At 68.9% G+C, this 23152-nt stretch carries 20 protein-coding genes; 11 read left to right on the forward strand and 9 right to left on the reverse strand.

What is annotated here, in order from left to right; genetic code table 11:
* Positions 1-53 precede the first annotated feature (53 nt).
* Together AAFU51_15755 and AAFU51_15760 are read right to left on the reverse strand one after the other, a co-directional pair.
* Complete coding sequence (locus AAFU51_15755) at positions 54-818, reverse strand: ABC transporter ATP-binding protein (protein MEO1572712.1); 765 nt, start codon at positions 816-818, stop codon at positions 54-56.
* Positions 819-926: 108 nt separating this feature from the next.
* Positions 927-1262, reverse strand: coding sequence for a histidine triad nucleotide-binding protein (locus tag AAFU51_15760; protein ID MEO1572713.1), 336 nt, complete (start codon positions 1260-1262; stop codon positions 927-929).
* Positions 1263-1485: 223 nt separating this feature from the next.
* Here AAFU51_15760 and AAFU51_15765 point away from each other — a divergent pair, with 223 nt between their 5' ends.
* Together AAFU51_15765 and AAFU51_15770 are read left to right on the forward strand one after the other, a co-directional pair.
* The gene (locus tag AAFU51_15765; GenBank protein MEO1572714.1) at positions 1486-1908 is read left to right on the forward strand and encodes a 6-carboxytetrahydropterin synthase; all 423 of its coding nucleotides are present in this window, start codon (positions 1486-1488) and stop codon (positions 1906-1908) included.
* Positions 1905-2603 carry an SDR family oxidoreductase gene (locus tag AAFU51_15770; protein ID MEO1572715.1) on the forward strand — a complete coding sequence of 233 codons (699 nt, stop codon included), beginning with the start codon at positions 1905-1907 and terminating at the stop codon, positions 2601-2603. Before AAFU51_15765 ends, AAFU51_15770 begins: the two co-directional genes overlap by 4 nt.
* Before the next feature lie 160 nt (positions 2604-2763).
* Here AAFU51_15770 and AAFU51_15775 read toward each other — a convergent pair whose 3' ends face one another.
* Positions 2764-4140: a nicotinate phosphoribosyltransferase gene (locus AAFU51_15775; GenBank protein MEO1572716.1), complete on the reverse strand. Its 1377-nt coding sequence runs from the start codon at positions 4138-4140 to the stop codon at positions 2764-2766.
* A gap of 207 nt (positions 4141-4347) precedes the next feature.
* Positions 4348-4974, reverse strand: a complete 627-nt coding sequence (locus AAFU51_15780) for a nicotinamidase (protein ID MEO1572717.1) — start codon at positions 4972-4974, stop codon at positions 4348-4350.
* A gap of 158 nt (positions 4975-5132) precedes the next feature.
* Here AAFU51_15780 and AAFU51_15785 point away from each other — a divergent pair, with 158 nt between their 5' ends.
* From AAFU51_15785 to AAFU51_15805, 5 genes are all read left to right on the forward strand, one after another.
* Positions 5133-5765 (forward strand): thymidine kinase, encoded by a 633-nt coding sequence (locus AAFU51_15785; GenBank protein ID MEO1572718.1) that lies wholly within the window; start codon positions 5133-5135, stop codon positions 5763-5765.
* A gap of 35 nt (positions 5766-5800) precedes the next feature.
* Positions 5801-6226 (forward strand): VOC family protein, encoded by a 426-nt coding sequence (locus tag AAFU51_15790; GenBank protein ID MEO1572719.1) that lies wholly within the window; start codon positions 5801-5803, stop codon positions 6224-6226.
* 59 nt (positions 6227-6285) lie between these two features.
* Positions 6286-6783 carry a DnaJ domain-containing protein gene (locus AAFU51_15795; GenBank protein ID MEO1572720.1) on the forward strand — a complete coding sequence of 166 codons (498 nt, stop codon included), beginning with the start codon at positions 6286-6288 and terminating at the stop codon, positions 6781-6783.
* A 341-nt stretch (positions 6784-7124) separates the two neighbouring features.
* Positions 7125-7511, forward strand: coding sequence for a hypothetical protein (locus tag AAFU51_15800; protein ID MEO1572721.1), 387 nt, complete (start codon positions 7125-7127; stop codon positions 7509-7511).
* Between the two features lie 44 nt (positions 7512-7555).
* Complete coding sequence (locus AAFU51_15805; GenBank protein ID MEO1572722.1) at positions 7556-10408, forward strand: S8 family peptidase; 2853 nt, start codon at positions 7556-7558, stop codon at positions 10406-10408.
* 160 nt (positions 10409-10568) lie between these two features.
* Here AAFU51_15805 and AAFU51_15810 read toward each other — a convergent pair whose 3' ends face one another.
* Together AAFU51_15810 and AAFU51_15815 are read right to left on the reverse strand one after the other, a co-directional pair.
* Positions 10569-10811 (reverse strand): hypothetical protein, encoded by a 243-nt coding sequence (locus tag AAFU51_15810; protein MEO1572723.1) that lies wholly within the window; start codon positions 10809-10811, stop codon positions 10569-10571.
* 387 nt (positions 10812-11198) lie between these two features.
* Positions 11199-13430 carry an ATP-binding protein gene (locus AAFU51_15815; protein ID MEO1572724.1) on the reverse strand — a complete coding sequence of 744 codons (2232 nt, stop codon included), beginning with the start codon at positions 13428-13430 and terminating at the stop codon, positions 11199-11201.
* 596 nt (positions 13431-14026) lie between these two features.
* Here AAFU51_15815 and AAFU51_15820 point away from each other — a divergent pair.
* Positions 14027-15163, forward strand: coding sequence for a transglycosylase SLT domain-containing protein (locus AAFU51_15820; GenBank protein ID MEO1572725.1), 1137 nt, complete (start codon positions 14027-14029; stop codon positions 15161-15163).
* A gap of 31 nt (positions 15164-15194) precedes the next feature.
* Here the strand turns inward: AAFU51_15820 and AAFU51_15825 are convergent, their stop codons facing one another.
* The gene (locus tag AAFU51_15825) at positions 15195-15686 is read right to left on the reverse strand and encodes a hypothetical protein (protein ID MEO1572726.1); all 492 of its coding nucleotides are present in this window, start codon (positions 15684-15686) and stop codon (positions 15195-15197) included.
* A 484-nt stretch (positions 15687-16170) separates the two neighbouring features.
* Here AAFU51_15825 and argG point away from each other — a divergent pair, with 484 nt between their 5' ends.
* A complete protein-coding gene (argG, locus tag AAFU51_15830; GenBank protein ID MEO1572727.1) occupies positions 16171-17415 on the forward strand; it encodes an argininosuccinate synthase in 1245 nt (414 codons plus the stop codon).
* A gap of 147 nt (positions 17416-17562) precedes the next feature.
* Positions 17563-18609: an N-acetyl-gamma-glutamyl-phosphate reductase gene (gene argC / locus AAFU51_15835; protein MEO1572728.1), complete on the forward strand. Its 1047-nt coding sequence runs from the start codon at positions 17563-17565 to the stop codon at positions 18607-18609.
* A 36-nt stretch (positions 18610-18645) separates the two neighbouring features.
* Here argC and AAFU51_15840 read toward each other — a convergent pair whose 3' ends face one another.
* Positions 18646-20910 carry a transglycosylase domain-containing protein gene (locus AAFU51_15840; protein ID MEO1572729.1) on the reverse strand — a complete coding sequence of 755 codons (2265 nt, stop codon included), beginning with the start codon at positions 20908-20910 and terminating at the stop codon, positions 18646-18648.
* A gap of 353 nt (positions 20911-21263) precedes the next feature.
* Positions 21264-22178, reverse strand: coding sequence for a UDP-2,3-diacylglucosamine diphosphatase (locus AAFU51_15845; GenBank protein ID MEO1572730.1), 915 nt, complete (start codon positions 22176-22178; stop codon positions 21264-21266).
* A 237-nt stretch (positions 22179-22415) separates the two neighbouring features.
* Between AAFU51_15845 and AAFU51_15850 the strand changes: the two genes are divergently transcribed.
* Positions 22416-23126 (forward strand): rhomboid family intramembrane serine protease, encoded by a 711-nt coding sequence (locus AAFU51_15850; GenBank protein MEO1572731.1) that lies wholly within the window; start codon positions 22416-22418, stop codon positions 23124-23126.
* Positions 23127-23152 lie beyond the last annotated feature (26 nt).

The raw sequence follows: 23152 nt of genomic DNA on the forward strand, positions 1-23152 counted from the left end.
AGCGGGAAGATCGCGCCTGCGCGGACCCTGCGCTCAGCGTGCCTGGGCTTCCATTACGCGAACGCTTCGGCCTCCAACACCTCAGCCTGCGCGTCGGCGTCCTCGGCGGCGGTGAGTTGGCTGAACGCGCCCTCCAGCGAGCCTGACGCCGTCTCCGTCATCAGGTCCTGCGGCGAGGCGGTCCGCACGATCTCGCCCGCGCGGATCACGATCACCTGATCCACCACGCGCTCGACAGCGTCGAGGAGGTGCGACGAGTAGAACACCGTCACGCCGGCCGCAGCCCGCGCCTTCAGGAGCGCGCGGAATTGCAGCACCGCGTGCGCGTCGAGGCCGGTAAGCGGCTCGTCGAGGAGGAGCACCGCCGGGTCGTGGAGCAACGCCGACGAGATGAGCACCTTCTGCTTCATGCCTTTCGAAAAGCCATTCATGCGCTGTTGGGCGGCGCTGTCGAGCTTCCAGAAGCGCAGCAGCGCCTCGGCGCGGCGGGCGAGGACCGCCTCGTCGAGCCCGTGCATGCGTCCGACGAAGGTGAGGTACTCGGCGGGCGTGAAGCTCTCGTAGAGGTGGCCGTGCTCGGGGACGTAGCCGAAGCGCCGCTTCGCCGCGAGCGGCTCCGCTGCCACGTCGATGCCACCCACGGTCACGCGCCCCGCGTCAGGCTTGAGCACGCCCGTGAGCAGCCGCATCGTGGTCGTCTTGCCCGCGCCGTTGGGCCCGACGTAGCCCGCGATCTCGCCCGCGCCCACATGGAACGACACGCTCTTTAGGATGGGGCGCTCGTCGAGGACCACGGAGACGTCGGTGACGGAAAGCATGCGGGGCGAGTTATGCGGTGGGGCTGTGTTGCGGTGCGGCCGTGATGTTAAAGGGGGACTCCCTCCGTAGACACATGTCAACACGGCGCCACGGAGAAACGGCCTCACTCATCCCGGTGGCCACGTGAAGGACCGCCCGCCCAGGACATGGAGGTGGAGATGGGGGACGGTCTGCCCGCCCTCGTCGCCGACGTTGATGACGAGCCGGTAGCCGGTGCCGAGGCCCTGCTGTTCAGCGATCTGCTTGGCGACCACGAACAGGTGCCCAACGAGGGCCGCGTCGTCCGTGTCGAGGTCGGCGATGGAGGGGATCGGCTTGCGGGGCACCACGAGGATGTGCGTCGGCGCGACGGGGGCGATGTCGCGAAAGGCCACGCACCAGTCGTCCTCGTGGACGAAGTCGGCGGGGATCTCGCGGGCGATGAGTTTCTCGAAGAGCGTCATGCGGAGGCCGTGGTACGGCAGGTGGAACGAGGAGCGGCAAGCAAGTAGCGCGCCGAACGAGCCCGTGCGGCGCTCCGGAGAAACTACCCCGGTTCGGCCAGCCGGTTCAGCCACGATTCGGAACGGGGCGCTTCAGAATGGGGTTCTCAGCGCTGTACTACTGCGATGCTACGAACACCCGCCGCACCGCAACACCGCCGCACCGCAACACTCCTCTCCTACCGTGCCCACCGTCTACGTCACCCGCCGCGCCGTCTTCAGCGCCTCGCACCGCCTCCACAACCCCGCGCACTCCGACGCCTGGAATGCGGAGACCTTCGGCAAGTGTAACAACGCGACGGGCCACGGCCACAACTTCACGCTGGAAGTCGTCGTCGCGGGCGAGCCGGACCCGGCGACGGGCTTCGTGATCGACCTCGCGGTGCTGAAGCGCATCATGAACGAGCGCGTCGTGGGCCTCCTCGACCACTCGAACCTGAACACGGACGTGCCCTTCCTCAATGGCATCCTGCCCTCGACGGAAAACCTCGCGGTGGCGATCTGGGACCAGCTCAAAGACGCGCTCCCGTCGGGCCACCTCCACGCGATCCGGCTGCGGGAGACGGAAAACAACAGCGTCGAATACTACGGCGAGGGGCACGCATGATCGTCGTTGTCACAGGGGCGAGCCAAGGCATCGGCGCCGCCATCGCGGAGGCATTTGCGGCGGAGCATGGGGCGCAGATCGGGTTGCTCGCGCGCTCGCGTGCCAAGCTCGAAGCCGTTGCGGCGCGGTGCCGGGCACGCGGGGCCACCGCCGAAGCGTTCGTGTGCGACGTGACCGACGGGGTCGCCGTCGCCGCCGTAGCGAAGGCCGTGCGCGCGCGTTTCGGCACTGCGGATGTGCTCGTCAACAACGCCGGGCAGTTCCAGCCGGGCGCGCTGCTCGACACGGACGCGGCGGCGTTCCGCCAGCAGGTCGAGGTCAACCTCACGAGCGCCTTCCTCGTCACGCACGCCTTTCTCCCATCGATGGTGGAGCGCAGACGCGGGCATCTCTTCTTTATGGCGTCGGTGGCGTCGCTACAGGCCTACCCCGGTGGCGCGGCCTACTGCGCAGCGAAGCACGGGCTGCTCGGCCTCGCCCGCGTCGTCCGCGAGGAGACGAAGCCGTTCGGCCTCCGCGTGACCACGCTACTCCCCGGCGCGACGCTCACGCCAAGCTGGGACGGCACCGACCTCCCGCCCGACCGTCTGATGCCGCCCGAGGACATCGCCCACGCCGTCGTGGACGCCTGGCGGCTATCGGATCGCACGGTCGTCGAAGAGCTCGTCCTCCGTCCGCAGTTGGGCGACCTGTGACGCCATCCACGAGGTTGGCCGACGCATCACGCCTGGTCGGCTCCCCCCGCCCTGCGTTGCCTCCGCGCTGACGCGCTCCGCGCCTCGGGCTGTCCCCCTCGGGCCGAGGGGGACAGTTTCGCGACCCTTTATGGGGAGCGGAACGGGGGGAGTTGGGTGGCTAGGTGGCCCGTGCCTCGATCTCGGCGCGGACGCGGTCGGCCTCGGCTTGCAGGGCCGCGCTCACGGCGACGGGGTACGGCTCGCCGCTGGCCTCGTCGCCAATCCGGTGCAGCCGCGCGGGGAGCCGGCCGAGGAGCGTCTGCGCACGCTCGCGGATCGTGGCGAGCGACTCGCGGCCCGCTTCGGTGTGCTCGCCGTCGCGCATGACCTCGCGCAGCAGCAGCGTGCCGTCCAGGTTCCCGCTTTCGAGGGCTTCGCCGTCGCGGATGACGGTGTCGCCTGCGAGCGTGCCATCGCCGTCGGTGCGTCGGACGACCTGCTTGCGACCTGGGAACGTGCCCTTGTTCGTGGCGAGCTTCATGCGCCCGCGGCCGTCGTACTCCGCGAGCTTGTAGACGGTATCCAGCGTCGGGGCGTCCTGCGACTGCCCCATCCGCGTGCCGACGCCGAAGCCGTCGAGCGGCGCGCCATCGGCGAGGAGGTCCATGATCTTGTACTCGTCGAGGCTACTGGAGGCGAGGAGCCTCACGTCGGTCAGCCCCGCGTCGTCGAGCAGGCCGCGGGCACCCTTGGCGAGTGCGCTGAGGTCGCCCGAGTCGAGGCGGAGCGCGCCAATCTGGAGGCTCTCGGTCTGGACGAGGTCGATTACCCGGCGGACACCGCGCAGCGTGTCGTAGGTGTCCACGAGCACCGTCGTGCCGGGATAGAGGCCCGCGAACGCGCGGAAGGCCGCGCCTTGGTCCTCGTGCGCCTCGATGTAGCTGTGCGCCATCGTGCCCGTGACCGGGATGCCGTAGACGCGCCCTGCTTCCACGTTGCTCGTCGCCTCGACGCCCGCGATGTACATCGCCCGCGCGCCCTTCATTGTCGCGTCGGTGCCGTCCATGCGCCGCATCCCAAAGTCGGCGACGGTGCGCCCCTGCGCCGCGCGCACCACACGGGCCGCCTTCGTGGCGATCATCGTCTGGACGCTGATCTGGTTGATGAGAAACGACTCGACGAGTTGCGCCTCCGGCAGCGGCGCGGTGACTTCGAGGAGCGGCGCGTTCGGGAAGACAGGCGTCCCCTCGGCCACGGCGCGGACGGAGCCCGTGAAGCGGAAGTCGGCCAGCCACGCGAGGAAGTCGTCCTGGAATTGCGGTAGCGTGGCGAGGTAGGCGAGCGCTTCGTCGGTGAAGCAGACCGTTTCGAGGTAGCGCAGGACGCTGTCGAGGCCGCAGGCGAGGAAATAGGTCCGCGTCGGCGGCAGGCGGCGGATGAAGAGGTCGAACGTGGCAGGCGCGGTGAGGCCCTCGTGCCAGTAGGCCTGCACCATCGTGAGTTGGTAGAGGTCGGTCACGAGCGCGGCCCGCGCGTCGTCAATCCAGGGCGTCATGAAGAAGGGGCGGTCGTTGAATGTGTCTGCAGATGAAGGACGCTTCTAGCCAATTCGGCTCCCCCGTCCTGCGTCGTCTCCGCGTTGCACGCTCCGCTCCTCGGACTGTCCCTCTCGGGGACGAGGGGGACAGCTTGCGCGCCGTTGCAGGCGTGCAAGCGGGGGGAGGAGGACCTGACTTGATGCGAACGTGGCGGCGTAGAGGAATCACAGCCCCGTTGCGCGCGCGTCGAGGGCCGCGGGGTCGTCCCCGTCGGGCAGCACAGCGCCAGCGTCAGCCATCTCGGCGAGCGCGGTGGCGCTGGTGTCAGGCGTGATGCCGCGCATGCCGTCGGGGACGAGGTGGACAGCGAAGCCTTCCGCGAGCGCGTCGAGGGCGGTGGCACGAACGCAGTAGTCGGTCGCGAGGCCGCCTACCCACACACGGCGAGCATCGGCGGCTCGGAGTTGCGCGGCGAGGTCGGTTGTGTCGAAGCCCGAATACGCCTCAGCGGCGGCCGTCGTGGCTTTGCTGACGATGGGCGCGTCGTCCGGGACGTGAAGGTCGGGGTGAAACGCGGCGCCCTCGGTGCCTTGGACGCAGTGCGGCGGCCACGGCCCGCCCTGCCCGACGAACGAGGTGTGGTCGGCTGGGTGCCAGTCGCGGGTGAAGAAGACGGGCACGCCGCGCGCCTCGGCCTGCTCGACCCAGCGGTTCAGCACCGGCACGACGGCGTCGCCCTCCGGGACGGCGAGCGCGCCGCCGGGGCAGAAGTCGCGCTGCACGTCCACGACGACGAGCGCATCGCCCGGCTGGAGCGGGATGGGGTCGGAGGCATCGGCGAAAACAGACATGAGCGGCCAGCAGCGATGGAGCGAGGGGATGCGAGGCTCGTTCAATGTCCGAGCGATCAACGAAGCTCCCTGCACCTCTGCTGAAACACCGCCGCACCGTAACACGGCCGCACTGCTCCGCTGCAACACGGCCGCACCGCCACACTCTATCTTCCCGCATGGAACCGCACGTCTATCATCCCTTCGCCGACGGCGAGCGCGTCGGCTGGATCGAGGTCATCTGCGGGTCGATGTTCTCGGGCAAGACCGAGGAGTTGATCCGGCGGCTGCGCCGCGCCCGCATCGCACGGCAGCGCGTCGAGGTGTTCAAGCCTGCCGTGGACACGCGCTACGCGGAGGACCACGTCGTCTCGCACGACGCGCGGCAGATCCCGTCGGTCCGCGTCGAGAAGGCCGAGGATATCCTTCGCCACGCCGAGGACGCCGACGTGGTCGGCATCGACGAGGCGCAGTTCTTCGGGCCCGACCTCGTGGCCGTCGCCGAGCACCTGGCGCGCAAAGGCCGCCGCGTCCTCATTGCCGGGCTCGACCAGGACTACCTCGGCCGCCCCTTCGAGCCGATCCCGCAGCTCCTCGCCGTGGCCGAGCACGTCACGAAGCTGCATGCCATCTGCGCCGTCTGCGGCGCGCCCGCCAACCACTCGCAGCGCCTCGTGCCCGAGGGCAGCCGCGTGCTGCTCGGCGAGAAGGAGGCCTACGAGCCGCGCTGCCGCCGCCACTTCGTCCCCGGCGGCCCCGACGCGCAGCAACTTCGCCTCGACGACAACGTCCAGGAGGTCGTGCGCCGCTAGCCGGAGCGCTCGGTACCCCCTAGCCTCCACGCCCCGTGAAGCAGTCCCTCGTCCATGTTGCCCTCGTCGTCCGCGACTACGACGAGGCGCTCGCCTTCTTCTGCGACACGCTGCACTTCGACCTCGTGGAGGACGTACCCATTCCGGAGCAGAGCAAGCGTTGGGTCGTGGTAGCGCCGCCCGGCTCCGCCGGCACCAACATTCTCCTCGCGCGCCCCTCGAACACGGAGCAGGAGGCCTGCATCGGCAACCAGACCGGCGGCCGGGTCACGTTCTTCCTGAACACCGACGACTTCTGGCGTGACTACCGCCAGATGGTGGCCGACGGCGTCCGTTTCGTGCGGGAGCCGAAAGAGCAACCCTATGGACTGGTGGCCGTCTTCGAAGACCTCTATGGCAACCTCTGGGACCTCTTGCAGATGAACGAGGGCCACCCTGCGCTTCGCGGTCGAACGACCTAGCGCACGTCTCGCCGGAACCTGCCCGGCCCGTTTCGTCTTTCCACCCCGCTATGGTGTCGATGCCGCTCTCGCAGATCCTTCTTCAGTTCGTGGTCATCCTGGCCGTCGGGTTCGGGCTGCTCGGCTTGCGCGCGCTCCTCCGCGGCGACCTCGGCGTGCTGGGCGTGGCGAACGGCGAGAAGCCGCGCTTCACCAACAAGCGGCAGCAGATGTGGGAGAAGTACCGCGCCAAGGAGCGGCTGGCCCGCGAGATCCGCGCCCGCCAGCGCGAGGCCGAGGCCTACCGCACGATGTTTCAGGAGCGCGAAGCCGAGGAGGAGGCTGCGCTGCCCCCGGAGATCCGCCACCTGGAGACGTTCGCGCTCCACCGCGCCACGCTCCAACTCGACGGCGAGGTCACCGAGACGAGCATCAAGGCGGCCTACAAGCAGCGCGTACGCGAGTATCACCCGGACCTCGTCGTCAACCTCGGGTGCAAGCTCCAAGACCTCGCCGAGGACGAAACGAAGCGCATCAACGAAGCCTACGCCTTCTTCCGGCAGCACCTCGACTTCTAGCGCGACTGCGACCGGACGCGACTGCGACCGGACGCGGCGGCTGTCAGGCACGTCAGCTATCTGGCACGGGCATCGCTGCACATGACCGCGCTACAGAGGAGGACCCGACGGTAGTGCCTGCGGCATAGAGGCCAGGCGTTCACCTTTGGCTGCCGCAAGCGCAGGGCTATCCTCCCAGGTTGGGCTTTGGTTTTTTTAGGCTTCGTCGCTTTTTTCTGGCGAGGCGTGATGGGATACGCCCCGCGTTCTCGTAATTGCTGGAGACGGCGTGCGGCGTCGGTTTCCACGCACAGCGCCGGTCACGCCACGGCCTTCCAACGATTCGCTGTCGCTCTTTCCCTATGCGTCGTCCTACGCTTCTGGCACGCCTCGCCACGTTCACGATCGCCGTCTGTGTCATGGCTGGCGCGGTTACTCTGGGCGGCTGCCAGGCCGCTACCGAATCCACTACGGCCTCCCCTAACCCCATGGACAAGATGGACGCCGCGCTCCGGCAGCAGATCGCTGCGGCAGCCCCGGACACCACCCTCGACGCGTTTGTGTTGGTGGAGGGCATCACTGCCGACGACGCACGCTCGCAGATCGCCGACGCCGGTCTAACTATCCGCATGGTCAGCGGGACCATCCTGACCGTGGCAGGCCAACCAGACGCGCTCCGCCGTGCTGCCGCGTTCCCGTGGGTGCAGCGGATGGAAGGAAGCCTCAGCCGCCCCGCGTACGGGTCCTGAGCTACGTGTGCCAGACTCGACCTCACTCTTTAGCCCTCAGATCCATGTTGCTACCTCCGCTTGCACGGGCATACGCCCGCCTCGCCTTCGGGCTGAGCCTCGTTCTCGCGTTCAGCCTCGCGCTCAGCACCGTCTCGGCCCAGTCGCCGCTTCAGGAAACCCTGCGCGGCGTCGCGCCCGTCGAGAAGGGCGCGCTCACGCTATCGTCCTCGGCGACCGACCTCGCCGAGGCCCCGTGGGCCGCCGTCCTCGACCCTGCGCTTCGGCCGCTCGCAGCAGCGGAGGAGGCTCGCCGCACCACGGGGCGCTACCCAGCAGCCTGGCAGCCTGAGGCCTTCACCCAGAACCTCGCGGCGACCGTCCAGGCAGACGGCCAGGTGCTCCTCGACCTCCTCGTGGAGGCACGCGCGCCTGCCGCGCTCGGCGCGGTGCCAGGCGTCGAGGTCCGCACGGTGGTGGGCAATGTGGCCGTAGTCCGTGCCCCGTCCGGCGCACTCGTGCCGCTTGCGCGCCGCGACGGCGTCCGCTTCGTAGAGGCCGCTCGTCTCCGCAGCACCCTCAACGATGCTGGACGCGCCGACATCCGCGCCGACATCGTGCACCAGGGCGGGGGCGGACTTCCCCAAGCCTACCGCGGGCGTGGCGTCGTCGTGGGCGTCCTGGACTCCGGCATCGACGTCACCCACCCCGACTTCTTCGACGCGGGCGGCACGCGCCTGCGCTCGCTCCTGGAGTTCACGCAGGGCGGCGGGCAGGTTGAATGGACCAAGGCGCAGATCGACGCCAACCCCAGCGGTGTCACGCAGCAGGACGGCGATGGCGGCCAGGGCCACGGCACGCACGTGATGGGCACCGCCGCTGGCAATGGCGGCTTCTCAGCAAACCAGACGGGCATCGCGCCCGAGTCTGACCTCGTCTTCGTCAAGGGCATCCGCAGCCCCACCAGCACCGGCGGCTTCTCCGACGCCGACGTGATCGCAGGCGTGGACTACATGTTCCGCGCCGCCGGGAGCCAGCCCGCCGTCGTCAACCTGAGCCTCGGCGGCAACTTCGGCCCGCTCGATGGCACCTCGCTCTACGAGCAGTCGCTCAGCGGCCTCACCGGCGAGGGCCGCGTGATCGTCGCGGCGGCTGGCAACTCAGGATTCCAGCTGATCCACGCCGGCGACCAGACGCAGGCCAACGTGCTCAACGAGACGCTCCTCTTCGCCAACGACCCGAGCATTGCCCTCGCGAGCATGTGGTACGATTCCGGGACGCTCACCGAGTTCTACATCGGGGCTTATACGCTCGACGCGTTCGGCGAACTCGTCTACCTCGGCGAGGTCGGCGTCAACGCCGGGCAGGTGCTCGACGGAGGCAACGGCCAGCCGCTCCCCTTCGTCGTCGACGGCGTCACCCTCGGGTCCGTCGTGATCGATGCCCAGACCACGCAGGACCCGCGCAACGGCGATGGCAACGTGATCTTCGGCATCTTCGGCGACCCCCAGAACGGCATCGATGTCAGCCAGACGATCTGGACCATCCTCAGCGTCGGCCCGTCGGGCGGCCGGATGGACATGTGGGCGCTGAGCGGTTCCGAGTTCTTCGGCGGCGTCGTCGGCTTCCCCAGCATCAACGAGATGCCGGGCAACACCATGATGACGATGGGGTCGCCGTCGACGGCGCGCGACGTGATCGCGGTAGGCTCCTACGTCACCCGGAACCGCTGGGTAGATATCGACGGCGTCGCCCGGGACTGGCTCAACCCCAGCCCCGACCGGGACCCGAACAGCCCGCCCGTGATCCCGGCCATCGGGCAGCGCTCCTACTTCAGCAGCCTGGGGCCCACCCGCGACGGTCGCGTCACGCCCGACATCGCCGCGCCTGGGGAGTTGATCTTCTCGTCGATGTCGTCGGCGCTGAACGTGGGGGTGGGCGTGCAGCGTCACGAGATCCTGCAGGGCGGGGGCTACAAGAGCCTGCAGGGCACCAGCATGGCATCCCCGCACGTCGCCGGCACGATCGCGCTCATGCTGGAGGTGGACCCCACGCTCACGCCTGCGGAGGCCCGCGAGATCATCCAGGCCACGGCACGAAGCGACGGCTTCACGGGCAGCGTTCCGAACAACGGCGTCGGGGCCGGCAAGCTCGACGCGCTCGCCGCCGTGCAGGAGACGATCCGGCGCAACGGTGGCAGCGGCGGCGGTGGGACGAGCGTGGCCGAGGCCGAACCCAACAACACCATCCCGACGGCGCAACCGCTCGGCGGCAGCACACCCATCACCGTAGCGGGGTTCATCGAGTCCAGCGACAACGGGGACGTCACAGTTAACTACCAGGGCGGTGTCGTCGATGACTTCGAGGACCTCTTCCGCGTCAGCACGACCACCACGGGACTCACGCTCACCCTGAGCGACTACACACAGGATCTCGACCTCGTCCTCCTCGAGGAGGACAACGGAGGCCTCGCCATCGTCGACCTCTCCGCCTCCGTCGACGCGACAGAGTCGATCTCGGCGCCAGCGCTGGCGCCGGGGACGTACTACGTTGGCGTGTCGTTCTACGACGGCGAGGGGCAGAGCGGCACCTCGCCCTACCGGCTCGTCGTGGACGGCGGCTCGCCGGTGGATGCCGAGGACGAAGCCACGGTCGCTTCGCTGGCGCTCCACTCCACCTACCCCAACCCGGTCTCGGCCAGCACGACGATCGGCTTCGAACTGCCTGAGGCTGCCCCTGTGAAGCTCGTCGTGTACGACATGCTCGGCCGTGAGGTCGCGACGGTGCTCGACGGCCCCATGAGCGCCGGGTCGCACGCCACGCCGTTTGATGCCTCGCGGCTGGCCAGTGGGGTCTATGTCTACCGGCTCCGCGCTGGAGACGAGACCCGAACGCGCTCCTTCGTGGTGACGCGGTAGGCCTCCAGCCAAATCGCACGGCTGGGGAGGCTGTGGCGCTCCCCAGCCGTGCAGGTTGGTTGTCCCTTGCCCCGGTGACCCACGAGACGCTTCAAACAATGGAAGGGCCAGCGCGTCGAGCTGCGCTGACCCTTCGCGGGACGTCGGGGGAGTTGGGCGTCTACGCTGTCGCCTGCATGCGCATGGCTGCGAGGAGGTCGGCGACCTCAGCGGGCGTCGGGAGCGGCTCGTCGGTCGCGTCGAGGACGAAGCGGGCGAGCGCGTCGCGCTCCCCGGTCGTGGCGTCGGTGTCGTCGAGCAGCGCGCCGAACTCGGCCCAGCGGGCCTCGGTGATCTGACCGGCTACGTAGCGCAGAAACAGGAGCGAAAGGGCAGGGCGAGCTGCATGAACGGAGGGAGTCATGGGGGTGAAGGCCGAATGAAGGGGGACCGTATTCCCCTGTTGTCAAGATGCGTGCCAATACACCCTCCCCGCCACTGCCGAGTGCATGCGAACGCCCGGGAGCTTCGACAGGCGGCCTCAGCGGCCGTGGGACTTCCCTCTTTGCGATCGACAACGCGGAGGCGCACGCCCGATTGACCTTCCGAATGTGCGGGCGGCCTCGTACTTTTTCCCCAGCGTCGTCCACAACGAGGTTACCTCGTTGACTTTGCGGCGACGCAGGCCTCCCGGCATCCACTCACCGGACGTTTCCGGCCTCCGCGCCACGCTCGCTTACCACCCGAGCGTGGCGCTTTCTGTGCGGGCTCAGGCCCGGCTGTCAGCGCGTTGGCGGCTCACTGTGGCGCCTCATCGAGACGTGACGGGCGGTGCCAACGACGGGAGCGTGATCCGCGGAACGGGCGGCTCCACGGAGGCCCCATCAGCCGCGGCAACACGCTGCGTCGGGCGGTAGTCTGAGGTCACGGGCGCAGGCAGGGTGACGCGGCAGAGCGTTCCGTGCCCGTGCTGGCTCTGGATGTCGAGTTGGCCCTGCATGCGCTCTACGAGAAGGTCGGCCAGCGTGAGCCCAAGCCCTGCTCCAGACGAGCCGCTGCGGCTGCCGGTCGAGCGCGCCCGGCGAAACGGCGTGCGGGCCGTCGGCAGGAACGCTGCCGCCATGCCGCAGCCGGTGTCCTCGATTTCGACCTGGACGCGGGTGCCCAAGGCTCGGACCCGCAACTCGACGTAGCCGCTGGTCGTGAAATCGATCGCGTTGGCGAGCAGTTGCCCGAGCACCCGTGTCAGGGCGCGTGGATCGGCCAGCACCATCGTGTGTTCGGGAGGTGGCTTCACGATGAAGCGGAGCCCCTGCTCTTCGGCTAGCGGTGCATAGGTCCGCTCCGCGTCGGCGAGCAGGGGCAGCAGCGGCAAGGGTTCGGCAGCCAGAGAGCCCGATTGGCTACCGAGCCGTGCGAGCTCGTAGACAGCCTCGATGGTGCGCGAGAGTTGCTGTCCGCTTTTGCGGATGACGCCGAGTTGTTCCAGATCCTCGCTCTGGAGCGTACCGGCCAGCAGTTCGGCGTAGCCCAGGATGCTCGTCAGCGGCGTACGCACCTCTTGGTTGAGGCCTGTCATGAGCCCGCTCACGAGCGTGGCGCGCGCCTCAGCAGCCGTCTGCGCAGCCTGAGCGGACCGCATAGCCTCGGCCTGTTCGGTCACGTCGTGGGCGCACACGAGCACCGCGTTCTTGCCCTGAAACGTGGTCGGAGCCGCCTGGAGATCGACGACCCGGACCTCTCGGTCTGCTCCGACTACGCGGACACGGAGCGCCTCGTCAGCCGGAGCGCGGTCTGCGGCCGACGTGTGGCCGTCGAGGAACGCCGTCACCTCCGCTTGCATCTCCACGGGGACGAGGTCGCGGAGCGGCTTGCCGACGAGCGCAGCGTCGTACCCGCCGAGCTGGTGCGCCGCCGGGTTGGCGAACGCGACGGCGCCGTCGAGGCAAACGAAGAGCGGCAGCGGGGCGGCGTCCAGGAGCGTCGTGCGCGCGGAGGCCTGGGTCCGGCGGTCACGTTCGAGCACGGCGCCGAAGGCCTCGGCTGCTGCGCGGAGGGCCTCCTCCTCGGCAGGGTCCAGGGCGAGCGCCTCGCGCGCGTAGTCGAAGCAAAGGAAGCCCGCCCACGTCTGGTCGATCACGATCGGAGCTACGGCCACACCGCGCGCCTGCTTGGCGTCGAGAAAGGCGCGCTCTGGCTCCGCGAGCGTCGAGTAGGACGCACACAGGCAGCGGCCCGCCTCGAGCACGTCGGCCCAGCGCTGAAGGCCATCGGCGGCGTAGTCCAGGCGCGCAGGCACCGCTGACGCCTCGCCACTCCAGGCGAACGACTGCTCCGCCACGAGGCTTCCGTCGGCGCGGTGGTTGATGTAGACCTGTACGGCCTGCGCGCCTGCGGTCTCAGCCAGATGTTGGAGGGCCTGCGCGGCCTCGTTCTGCCAATCGTCGGCCCGCAGGAAGCGCTCGGCGGTCGTCCCGACGGCGCGGGCGAAGGCGTCGTGGCGCGCGTTGCGCTGGGCCCGGACCTCGGCTGCGGTGACCTTGCGCTGGGCACTGCGCTCGCTCTCGGCCATGGCCGCGAGGTCGGTGAGCAGCGTGAGCCCATCGTCGCTGAGCTCGCGCGGGACGGCGTCGAAGAGCTTCAGCACGCCGATCGTGTAGCCCTCGGCGCTCTTGAGCGGAGCGCTCGCGTAGAAGCGCACGCTCGGGTGGCCGCGCAGCGCATGGCCAGCGAAGCGCTCGTCGTGGTAGGCGTCTTCGGTGAAGAGCGGGATCTTTTCCCCGGCCACCGGCTGAACGAGCGAGCGGCGTAGGGCGGCAATCTCGGGATCGGACGGCGCCGTTGCGAGATCACCGAGCCCTCGGCTAGCCACGAGCCGCCGGTCCCCGCTCTCGATGGTCACCAGGGCGACGCGCTCCACGGCAAACAGCATCCCCGCTAGGCGGACAACGCGTTCGAGGGGCTGTTCTTGCGGGGCGTCGGGGACGAAGAACCGACGCAGCGCATCGGCACGCTGGTGGGAGGCGTGAGGCCGAGTTGGCATAGGACGGGAGGCTAGGCGGAAGCGACGGGCGGTGGGTCCTCGGCGCCAGAGGGAAAGCAGACAGGTTCGCGTGCAGTATCGGCGCGCGCGCCTGCCACTAAAAGGCAGACGGACCCAGCCCAAGACACTTCGCCTATCACCCCTCAAGATTGGTACACAGACGACGGCTGCGCGCTTGCCAAAGGCGGGTACCTGCGCCCGGCTTCCGGCGCTTCATGCCACTCTTCCCGAGGCCGATACCCCACCGAGCCGCGAACGCCCTCGCGAGCATTCCCGCGTGTGTGGGCTGTGCCATGCCGCGCGCTGCCGGGTACTGCGACCCGAACCCGAAGCGAAATTGCTTCACCATGTTTCCAATTGGGATGCGTGCCTTATGTTGGCGGCTGTGCCTAGCGTTTCTCTCCGTGTGCTCTGATAGCGCTTCCAGTGCCGCACGTCGCTGAGAGGCGATGAACCAAGGGTGCGCATCCTGCGAAAATGCAGAAGGTTGGAGCCTTTCGTGCTACGCCCTCGTTGAGCGCCGCTCATCCACACCGATGCCCCAACAACCGATGCCCCCACATCGGCACTGCCCAGATCCACCACGACCTCGTCTCATGCCGCGCCCTGCAGACTGCCTGTGCACGCTCCCCCTGTGCACGCTCCCCGTTGTCGTGCTCGCGGCTCTGCTGCTTGCAGCGCTTCCCGCGTCCGCTTCGATTCCGTCCGCGCTGCCGGTGTACGAAGCAGACGCCCGCGGCGATAGGCCGCGCACTGATCGCCCTGGCGATGAACCGCGCACTGATCGCCCTGGCGATGAACCGCACACCGATCGCCCCGGCGATGGCAACGCCCCCGTCTGGGCGCGCCAGATCGTCGAGACCGAGCGGCTGCTCGGTGACATCGAGGCGGCGGAGTCGCTCGGCGACACCAGGCACGCGGCGGACCTCGCCGCGGAGGCGATGGTGCTGGCCCATGCCCTCGCCGCGGACCCCTACCTCCTTCGCGATGCCGAGACGCGCCTGCTCGTCCTCGACGCCCAGGCCGCCTACGAGCGCCACCACGGCGCCGTCGCCACGCTCGCCCTCTCGGCCGTCGACTTCCAGCGGCTGCGCACCGACGCCCTCGCCGACCTGAACCTCGATGGCGGTCCGCTCGACCTGCACCTGCACCTCGAAACGGCGGCCTCGCTGTTCCTGAGCAACGTCTTCAACGCGCCCGAGTCGTTCGCGTCGAACATCGAGCGCAAGACGGCGCAGCTCCAGCGCTACGCTGGCTACCAGGACCGCATCCGTGCCCGCGGCGAGCGCTACTTCCCGATGATCGAGCGCATCTTCCGCGAGGAGGGGGTACCGACGGAGTTGAAGTACCTCGCCGTAGTGGAGAGTGCGCTCAACCCGCAGGCCGTCAGCCCGATGGGCGCCGCCGGGATGTGGCAGTTCATGAAAGGCACCGGCCGCCTCTACGGCCTCAGCCACCGCGACCGCTTCCGCCCCGAGAAATCGACGCGCGCTGCGGCCCAGCACCTCCGCGACCTCTCCGAGATGTTCGACGGCGACTGGCAGCTCGCGCTCGCGGGCTACAACTGCGGGCCCTACCTCGTGCAGCGGCTTGCTCGCCGCGCCACCGCGCGCCTCGGCCGTCCAGCTACGTTCTGGGACATCTACGGCTCGCTCCCGCGCGAGACGCGCAACTACGTCCCGACCTACATCGCGACCGTCAAGGCGTTCGAGTCGCCCCGCGCCGAGAGCTAGCCGCGCCGAGAAAGAGCCGCGCCCAGACCCGTCACGGCGAGGGCACATTGCCCGGCACCGCGCTGAACGTCGCCTCGACCGTGACGACGCGCTCGTTGCCTTCGTCGTCGTACTGCGTGAGGGCCGCGGAGAGCGAGCCGGAGACGGCATCGTCCGCCACGCTCGCCAGCGTGAGCGTGCCTCCCTCGGCCATGGCCGAGAATGTGGGCCCGTCGTCGTGGTCGTCCCAGTGGTAGACCGTCACCCGCGCGCCACCGCCCACCTCGACCGTGCCCTCCGCGAGCGCGTTGAACGCGACGATCTCGACGTAGGAAAACGGCGCCCCGTCGTGCGCCCAGGAGCTGCCATCGAGGGGAGCCGTGGCGAGTGCCATCACGCCCATGCCTTCCATGCCAGGGAGGAAGTAGGCCGTACCCTCAAACGAGGCCGGCGCGCCGTCGCCGCTGAGCGTGACGGCCGATGAGCCGGTGTGGTCGTCGGCGAGCGGTAGGATGAGAAGCAGGAGGGCTGCGAGGAGGCGCATGGTGATGCGGAGTGAGCAGGTGGATGAGAGCTGCATTCTATCCTACGAAACGGCGCCCGCTTCAGGATCATAGGTGGACGGAGACGTTGGGCCTACCTCGGAGCTCGCCAAAAAACATCCCGCCCGGCCTGTTACGACCGGGCGGGACGGCAAGCAGTGCGGTGCACTGTTGTTGAGAGTCACCCCGAAGGGTGCTGCTCCAATATACCCGAGCCGTCGCCGAAAGCTCCCCTCCATGCTTTTTTAGCGAAGCGACCGCGCCGGTCTGCGCGCCTGCGCTATCATCCGTGCATGATTCTCCGTGCCTCCCTCCTCGCCTGCCGAAGCCCGCGCCGACTCCCGTCCGCGACTCTGGGGTAATGGGTGCACCTGCGGCTTCGCCGCTCCTGTTCTGCCACGCCGATTCCCCCACCGGAGTCGGCGTTTTTCGTTTTGCTTCGTACCCCAGGCTGCCCACCGACAGCCGATAGCCGACCGCCCATCCATGTCCATCGTCCTCGCCTTCAGCGGCGGCCTCGACACCTCGTTCTGCGTCCCTTACCTCCGGGAGACCTACGACCGCCCCGTCCACACGATCACGGTGCACACCGGCGGCTTCTCGGAGGCCGACCTCGCCGAGGCTGAGGGGCGAGCCCACGCCCTCGGGGCCGCGTCGCATACCGTCATCGACGCGCGGGCGCGGCTCTACGACGAGGTGCTGAGCTACCTCGTGAAGGGCAACGTGCTGCGCGGCAACGTCTACCCGCTCTGCGTCGGGCCGGAGCGCGTCGTGCAGGCGCAGGAGGTCGTGGCGCACGCCGCGCAGCTCGGCGCGACGACCATCGCCCACGGCTCGACGGGCGCGGGCAACGACCAGGTCCGCTTCGACACGGCGCTGCGGCTGCTCGCCGAGCGCACCCTGTCATCTGGAGTAGGGGCCGGGCCGGTCGAGGTGCTCGCGCCGATTCGCGCGCTCGGGCTCACCCGCGAGGCGTCGACGGACTACCTGCGCGAGCGCGGCGTGGAGGTCCCGCCCAAGACGACGGCCTACTCGGTCAACCACGGCCTGTGGGGCACGACCGTCGGCGGCGTGGAGACGCACCGCCCCGACGGCGTCCTCCCCGAAGACGCCTGGCCCGACACCGTCTCGCCCAGCTCGGCCCCCGACACGCCGCAGCGGCTCACTATCGCGTTCGAGCAGGGCGTCCCCGTCGCACTCGACGGCGACGCGCTCGCGCCGGTCGCGCTCGTGGAGCGGCTGCACACGGAGGGCGCGCAGCACGGCATCGGGCGCGGCGTCCACGTCGGCGATACCATCCTCGGCATCAAGGGGCGCGTGGGCTTCGAGGCCCCGGCCGCGCTCACGCTCATCGCGGCGCACCGCGAACTCGAAAAGCTCGTCCTCACCCGCCTCCAACTCGTCCAGAAGGCCACGCTCGGCGACCTCTACGGGCAACTCGTCCACGAAGGGCTCTACTTCGATCCGGTCATGCGCGACCTCGAAGCGTTCCTCGACTCGTCCCAGCGGCGCGTCACGGGCGAGGTGGAGGTCGAGTGGTTCAAGGGCGCGATCCGCGTGCTCGGCGCGCGCAGCCCGTTCTCGCTCTTCAGCGCCGACGTGGCGCAGTACGGCGAGGTGAACACGCTCTGGGACGGCCGCGACGCCGAGGGCTTCACGCGACTCTACGGCCTCCAAGCCCAGCTTGCCGCCCGCGTCGGCACGCGCGTGGACGGGACCACGAATCAGTGAGCGTCTGTCTCGACCTACCCCACTTGTCATACCGAACTCGATTACTACGAGAAGCTTCGCTTTCAGTATCTCAACGAGCCCGGCTAGATCCCGAACCAAGCTCAGGACGACACCAAAGCGATATCGAAGTAGGCTGGCCTGCGATCCATGACCCTCGACCCACGACCTGTGACCCACGACCCGCTCCGCGTCGCGATCCTGCACGGGGCGGGCTACGCCGGCGGCGAACTGGTCCGCCTGCTTCTCGGGCACCCGAACGCCCAGACCGTCGCGGTGACGAGCCGCTCGCAGGCAGGCAAGCCGGTGTGGACGACGCACCCCGCGCTGCGCGGGCAGACCGACCTCGCGTTCATCGCGCCCGACGACCTCGACCCGGACACCTTCGATGCGGCCTTTGTCGCCGCTGAGCACGGACAGGGGGCTGCGGCCGTCGTGGCACTGCGTGAAGGCGGCTTCGACGGACCGATCATCGACCTGAGTGCGGACCACCGCTTCGACGACCCAGCGATCTACCCCGATTGGTTCGGCTTCGAGCATCCGGCACCCGACCACCTCGCGGAGGCCGCCTACGGGCTGGTCGAGGTCAACGCCCCGTACTCGGCAGACACGGGGCTCGTCGCCAATCCTGGCTGCTTCGCGACGGGCCTCGCGCTCGCGCTGCACCCGCTCGCGGCCAATCTGGGCGATGCGTTCGAGGCGCACGTCACAGCGCTCACGGGGGCGTCGGGCTCGGGTACCCGTCCGAAGGCAACGACGCACTTTCCGACGCGCAGCGGCAACGTCCGCGCCTACAAGGTGCTCCGCCACCAGCACCTCCCTGAAGTCGAGGCCGTGCTGGGCGTCGCGCCGGGGCGCATCCACTTCGTGCCGACCTCGGGGCCGTGGACGCGCGGCATCTGGGGCACGGCCCATGCGACGCTACCCAAGGGCGTCGGTGCCGAGGACGTGCGCGGCTGGTATGAGGCTACCTATGCCGACAAACCGCTCGTTCGCTTCGAAGCGGACGTACTGCCTGAGCTCTTACCCGTCGTCGGGACGCCGTTCTGCGACCTCGGTGTGGTCGTGCAGGACCGCCACCTCGTCGTCGGCTTCGCGCTCGACAACCTGCTCAAAGGCGCGGCCAGTCAGGCGGTGCAGAACCTCAACCTCGTCGCGGGCTTCCCCGAGACGGCAGGTCTGCTCGCCACGCGATAGCGTCTGAATGGGATAAAGTTGGGATCGGAGCGCGGCTCACCACTCGATGCGGCCAGCCTCGGGGCGCTCGGCGCGACCGTCCTGTCCCGCGCCTGGCGTATCGCAGCCGTCCGCGTTGTCCAGTTCGCGGCATTGGGTGCGGTCGTACCACTGGTCGTCGTACTGCATGTCCAGCGGCAGCGGCTCGACGTAGCCCGCCGGTTCGCGGAAGCGGGTCTTGGCGAGGCGCACCGTCGGGTCGCCGGCCCGGCTGAGGCGGCGCGCGAAGTCGCCGACGAGGTAGAGCGCCGAGTGGCCGCCCTGCCCCCACCAGTCCGAGCGGAACGACACACGGCGGTCGTTCCAGCCGACCCACGAGCCGACCACCATCTCCGGGTGCATCATGATGAACCAGCCGTCGGCCGACTCCTGCGTCGTGCCGGTCTTGGCGGCGAAGTCGTACTCGCCGAGGCCGAACTTCGACCGGATGCGCGTGGCCGTGCCATACTCGACGGCGCCGCGCATCATGTCCACGACGGTGTAGGCCGACGACGCGCTGAGGGCTTCCTGGCCGGTATCCTCGGGGTAGAACGCCGCCACGGTGTTGCCGAAGCGGTCGGTGATGCGCGAGACGAAGGTCGGCGCGTGGTAGATGCCGCCCGAGGCCAGCGTTGCGTAGGCGGCCGTCATCTCCAGCAGGTTCACGTCCGACGCGCCGAGGGCGACGGACGGCACGGCGTCGATGGGACTCTGGACGCCCATGCGCTGCGCGTAGAGCGCCACGCGCGACGGGCCGATCTCGCGGGTGAGCCGCGCCGCGATGATGTTGTTCGACGTGGCGAGGCCGCGCGCGAGCGAGACGTAGCCGCCAGCACCGCCGCCGCGCGGGCACCACGTCGTAGAGCCGGGGATATCCCAGCAGAAGGCCTCGTTGGGCAGCGCGTAGTAGGGCGAGAAACCGTTGTCAACGGCCGCCGCATAGGCGAACGGCTTGAACGTCGAGCCGGGCTGGCGCTGCGCCTGCATCACGTGGTCGTACTTGTCCTCGACGAAGTTCTTGCCGCCGACCCACGCACGCACGGCACCCGTCGCCGGGTCGACCACGACGAGCCCCCCTTCGAGGCGCGTCTTCTCAGCGCGCAGCGAGTCCATGAACACCGCGTCCGACCGCAGCGAGTCGATGGCGTCGTCGCGGCTGAAGCCTGCGTTGCGGAGCAGGCGAGCCCGCTCCGACTCGTTGATAAAGTTGCGCACGTAGGTGTCGTCAAACCGGTCGAAGTAGTGCGCGAACGGCTCCACGTCGTTGTTCTCGACGTAGCGCACGTAGGCGTCCTCGTCGTAGGAGAAGTAGCGATCAGAGGCCGACCAATCGACGTCGACGACAGCCTGGAGCTTCGCCATCTGCGCCTCGACCGCGACCGTGGCGAGCGCCTGCATGCGACTGTCGATGGTGGTGTGGACCTGGAGGCCGTCCTGGTAGATGTCGTAGCCGTTTGCCTCGGCCCAGTCCTTGAGCCAGAGCCGTAGCACCTCCGCGAAGTGCGGGGCCATGTTGTCGGTGTGGGAATACGGCTGGAAGTCGGTGCGCACCGAATCGGGCGCGAGCCCGTCGTAGACGCTGCGGTCGAGGTAACCGTAGCGCACCATCTGGTTGAGGACGACGTTGCGGCGGCGCTGCGCGTTGCCGGGGTTGCGGACCGGGTTGTAGTAGGTCGTCGCCTTCTGCATGCCGATCAGCACGGCGCTCTCCCCGAGGTCGAGCTGCGAGGCGTCCTTGTTGAAGTAGGTGCGTGAGGCCGCCTGAATACCGAAGGCGTTGTTCGAGAAGGCGACCGTGTTGAAGTACATCTCGATGATCTCGCGCTTGGTGTAGTTGCGCTCGATCTGGATGGCCGTCAGCATCTCGCGGAGCTTCTGCGAGAGGCCGGTGTCGCCACCCCGGCGGATGCGAAAGAGGTTGCGCGCGAGCTGCTGCGTCACCGTCGAGGCCCCACGAAGCCCCCTAAACGGTGCATTCGCTACAACTGCGGCGATACCGTAGAGGTCGAGGCCCCAGTGGTTGTAGAAGCGCCGGTCCTCCGTCGCCACGAGCGCATCGATGAGGTGCTGCGGCAGCGAGTCGACGGGCACCCAGGTGCGGTTCTCGCCGAGATAGTAGCGCGCCAGTTCCTCGCCGTCGGCGCTGTAGACGAGCGTCGATTCGAGGTTTTCGGGGTTCTCGATCTCGGCGAGCGGCGGCACGCCGGAGAGGAGATAGACGAAGTAGATCAGCCCGAGCACGGCTAGCCCGGCGATGACCATCCCGGCGCGGCGTAGCAACATGGCGGCGCGCTTTTCGGCGTCCCGCGGAGCCACAGGGCGTGGGTCGCCTGGGCGGGCCGGACGGACTTCGCGCGGCGACGAGCCGGACGCGCCGTCGCTATCGCCGGATGGTGGAGCGCTGCCGGATGGTGGAGCGCTGCCGGATGGTGGAGCGCTGCCGGATGGTGGAGCGCTGCCGGATGGTAGGGGGACACCCTCCATCGGCTGGGACCCCGCGGCACCGACGGTACCATGGTGAGCTTGGCTCTCCTCGAAAAAGCGAGCCAGGTCCTCGTCGGAATAAGAGGGACGGTCAGGCATGGGGGAGTCGGGGGTGGAGAGTCGTCAGGGGGACGGAGCGGGACAGGCGGCTGTCACGCAGACACCGTGCCCGACGACGCGGTGGTGGGCGTGTGTGCGGCGGGCGCAGTCGGCGGCGTTCGTTCGATCACGAAGGCCTCGCCGTCCACACGGACGTGGCAGGGGTAGGCGGCAGCGCTGTCCCAGTGGAGCAACGCGGGGCCGTCGGCGTCGAGCCGCCCGAAGGTGCGGTGGCCGAACCAGTAGCCGGGGTTGAGGTAGGTGCCCTCGTCCCAGGTGGTGCACTCGCCGAGGTGCACGTGCCCGCAGACCACGAGGTCGGGGGCGAGAGCGCCCTGCGAGGGCGGGGCGGCGAGCGTCTGGCGAGCGAAGCGGCGCAAGGCAGTCACAGCGGGGAGGTCGGGGCCGGTGCGGTCGCGGCCGAGGGGGTTGGCAGCGCGGCGGCCGGTCCAGCGGGCGAGGGCGTAGCCGGTGTCGCCGGGGAGCAGCATCCGGTAGAGCCGTGCGACCGCCGGGTGGTGCATCAGCGGGCGGATCCGGTTGTAGAGCCGGTCGTGGGCGATGCGGCCGTCTCCGTGGGCAATATAAACGCGCCAGGGCACGGATTCGTCTCTTTCAACCCCGTGTGTGCCGTGGACCTGCATCGTCTCCACGACGTGGTCGCGGACGAGCCGCACGCCGACCTCGCGCGCGAAGTGGTCGAGGTGCCACGGGTCGCGGTTGCCAACGATGTAGGTCACCGGCACGCCCGCATCGACGAGCGCTGCGAGCCGCCCCTGGAGCCGCACGAAACCCTTCGGGACGAGGTGGCGGTACTCCATGTACGCGTCGAACACGTCGCCGACGAGCACGAGCGCGTCGAGGGCACTGGCGTGCGCGTCGAGCAGGGCGCACACGTCGCGCTCGGCGGCGCGGCTCTCGGCAGGCGTCCCGCGCCCGAGGTGGAGGTCGGAGAGAAACAGGATCATAGCGGCCTCCTACCGAGCACCTCCCGCGAAGAGCCACTGGCCTCGCGAAAATCTGGGGGAAAGGAGTTGGATGAGTGAGGCGGTGCGGCCGTGTAGCAGTGAGGCATAGCGGTGAGGCGGTGGTTTCTGCTCGTTGCACCGCGACACCGCCGCACGTATCCCGCCCGCAACCTTCACGGGGAGCGCTCGTTCGACCGGACCTCCTCTGAATCTGCGCCCTGCGCTTCTCGCCTTTCGATGCAAAACGCCTACAGTCCGCCCACTGGCTTCTCGGTGATGCCGCCGGTGGTGAAGAACCTGCTCATCATCAATGTGCTGGTCTTCGTGGCCCAGAATGGGCCGCTCTACGGCTTCCTCCAGGACGTCTTCGCGCTGTGGCCCGTGGGCGTGCCTGAGCCCGTGATGGCTGAGCTTCGCCTCCGCGAGTTCGCCGTGAGCACGTTCTATCCGTGGCAGCTCATCACGTCGGCGTTCATGCACGGGAGCTTCAGCCACATCCTGTTCAACCTCCTCTTCGGGGTGTGGATGTTTGGCATGCGGATCGAGAACACATTCGGGACGCAGCGCTTTGCGCTGTTCTACTTCGCCTGTGTGCTCGGGGCGAGCCTGACGCAGCTCGCGGTGACGTCCTACCCGTTCATCCTCGGCAGCGCGCCCTATCCGGTGCCTGTGCCCACGCTCGGGGCGTCGGGCGGCGTCTTCGGTATCCTGATAGCGTTCGGGATGCTCTACCCGGACGAGCCGATCTACCTCTACTTCTTCGTGCCCGTCAAGGCCAAGTGGCTTGTGCTCGGGCTGATCGTCTTCAACCTGTATGCTGGCGTCTCGGGAACCCAGGCCGGGGTCGCCAACTTTGCGCACCTGGGCGGCGCGCTCACGGGCTTCCTGCTGATCCAGTTCTGGCGCGGGAAGCTGCCGCTGCGTCCCAAGCCTCAATCCGTCACCTAGGAGGCCATCGCAATGTCGGTACACGA

This window comes from Bacteroidota bacterium (assembly GCA_039821555.1).
Taxonomy (GTDB): domain Bacteria; phylum Bacteroidota; class Rhodothermia; order Rhodothermales; family Rubricoccaceae; genus JBCBEX01.

Excerpts from the sequence above, each read along its gene's own strand:
- argG (MEO1572727.1), top strand. The coding sequence starts at position 16,171 with ATGTCCATCGTCCTCGCCTTCAGCGGCGGCCTCGACACCTCGTTCTGC.
- AAFU51_15825 (MEO1572726.1), bottom strand. The coding sequence starts at position 15,686 with ATGCGCCTCCTCGCAGCCCTCCTGCTTCTCATCCTACCGCTCGCCGAC.
- AAFU51_15780 (MEO1572717.1), bottom strand. The coding sequence starts at position 4,974 with ATGTCTGTTTTCGCCGATGCCTCCGACCCCATCCCGCTCCAGCCGGGC.
- AAFU51_15795 (MEO1572720.1), top strand. The coding sequence starts at position 6,286 with ATGCCGCTCTCGCAGATCCTTCTTCAGTTCGTGGTCATCCTGGCCGTC.
- AAFU51_15810 (MEO1572723.1), bottom strand. The coding sequence starts at position 10,811 with ATGACTCCCTCCGTTCATGCAGCTCGCCCTGCCCTTTCGCTCCTGTTT.
- AAFU51_15760 (MEO1572713.1), bottom strand. The coding sequence starts at position 1,262 with ATGACGCTCTTCGAGAAACTCATCGCCCGCGAGATCCCCGCCGACTTC.
- AAFU51_15820 (MEO1572725.1), top strand. The coding sequence starts at position 14,027 with ATGCCGCGCCCTGCAGACTGCCTGTGCACGCTCCCCCTGTGCACGCTC.
- AAFU51_15755 (MEO1572712.1), bottom strand. The coding sequence starts at position 818 with ATGCTTTCCGTCACCGACGTCTCCGTGGTCCTCGACGAGCGCCCCATC.
- AAFU51_15770 (MEO1572715.1), top strand. The coding sequence starts at position 1,905 with ATGATCGTCGTTGTCACAGGGGCGAGCCAAGGCATCGGCGCCGCCATC.
- AAFU51_15845 (MEO1572730.1), bottom strand. The coding sequence starts at position 22,178 with ATGATCCTGTTTCTCTCCGACCTCCACCTCGGGCGCGGGACGCCTGCC.
- AAFU51_15800 (MEO1572721.1), top strand. The coding sequence starts at position 7,125 with ATGCGTCGTCCTACGCTTCTGGCACGCCTCGCCACGTTCACGATCGCC.
- AAFU51_15815 (MEO1572724.1), bottom strand. The coding sequence starts at position 13,430 with ATGCCAACTCGGCCTCACGCCTCCCACCAGCGTGCCGATGCGCTGCGT.
- AAFU51_15850 (MEO1572731.1), top strand. The coding sequence starts at position 22,416 with ATGCAAAACGCCTACAGTCCGCCCACTGGCTTCTCGGTGATGCCGCCG.
- AAFU51_15775 (MEO1572716.1), bottom strand. The coding sequence starts at position 4,140 with ATGACGCCCTGGATTGACGACGCGCGGGCCGCGCTCGTGACCGACCTC.
- AAFU51_15785 (MEO1572718.1), top strand. The coding sequence starts at position 5,133 with ATGGAACCGCACGTCTATCATCCCTTCGCCGACGGCGAGCGCGTCGGC.
- AAFU51_15840 (MEO1572729.1), bottom strand. The coding sequence starts at position 20,910 with ATGTTGCTACGCCGCGCCGGGATGGTCATCGCCGGGCTAGCCGTGCTC.
- AAFU51_15805 (MEO1572722.1), top strand. The coding sequence starts at position 7,556 with ATGTTGCTACCTCCGCTTGCACGGGCATACGCCCGCCTCGCCTTCGGG.
- argC (MEO1572728.1), top strand. The coding sequence starts at position 17,563 with ATGACCCTCGACCCACGACCTGTGACCCACGACCCGCTCCGCGTCGCG.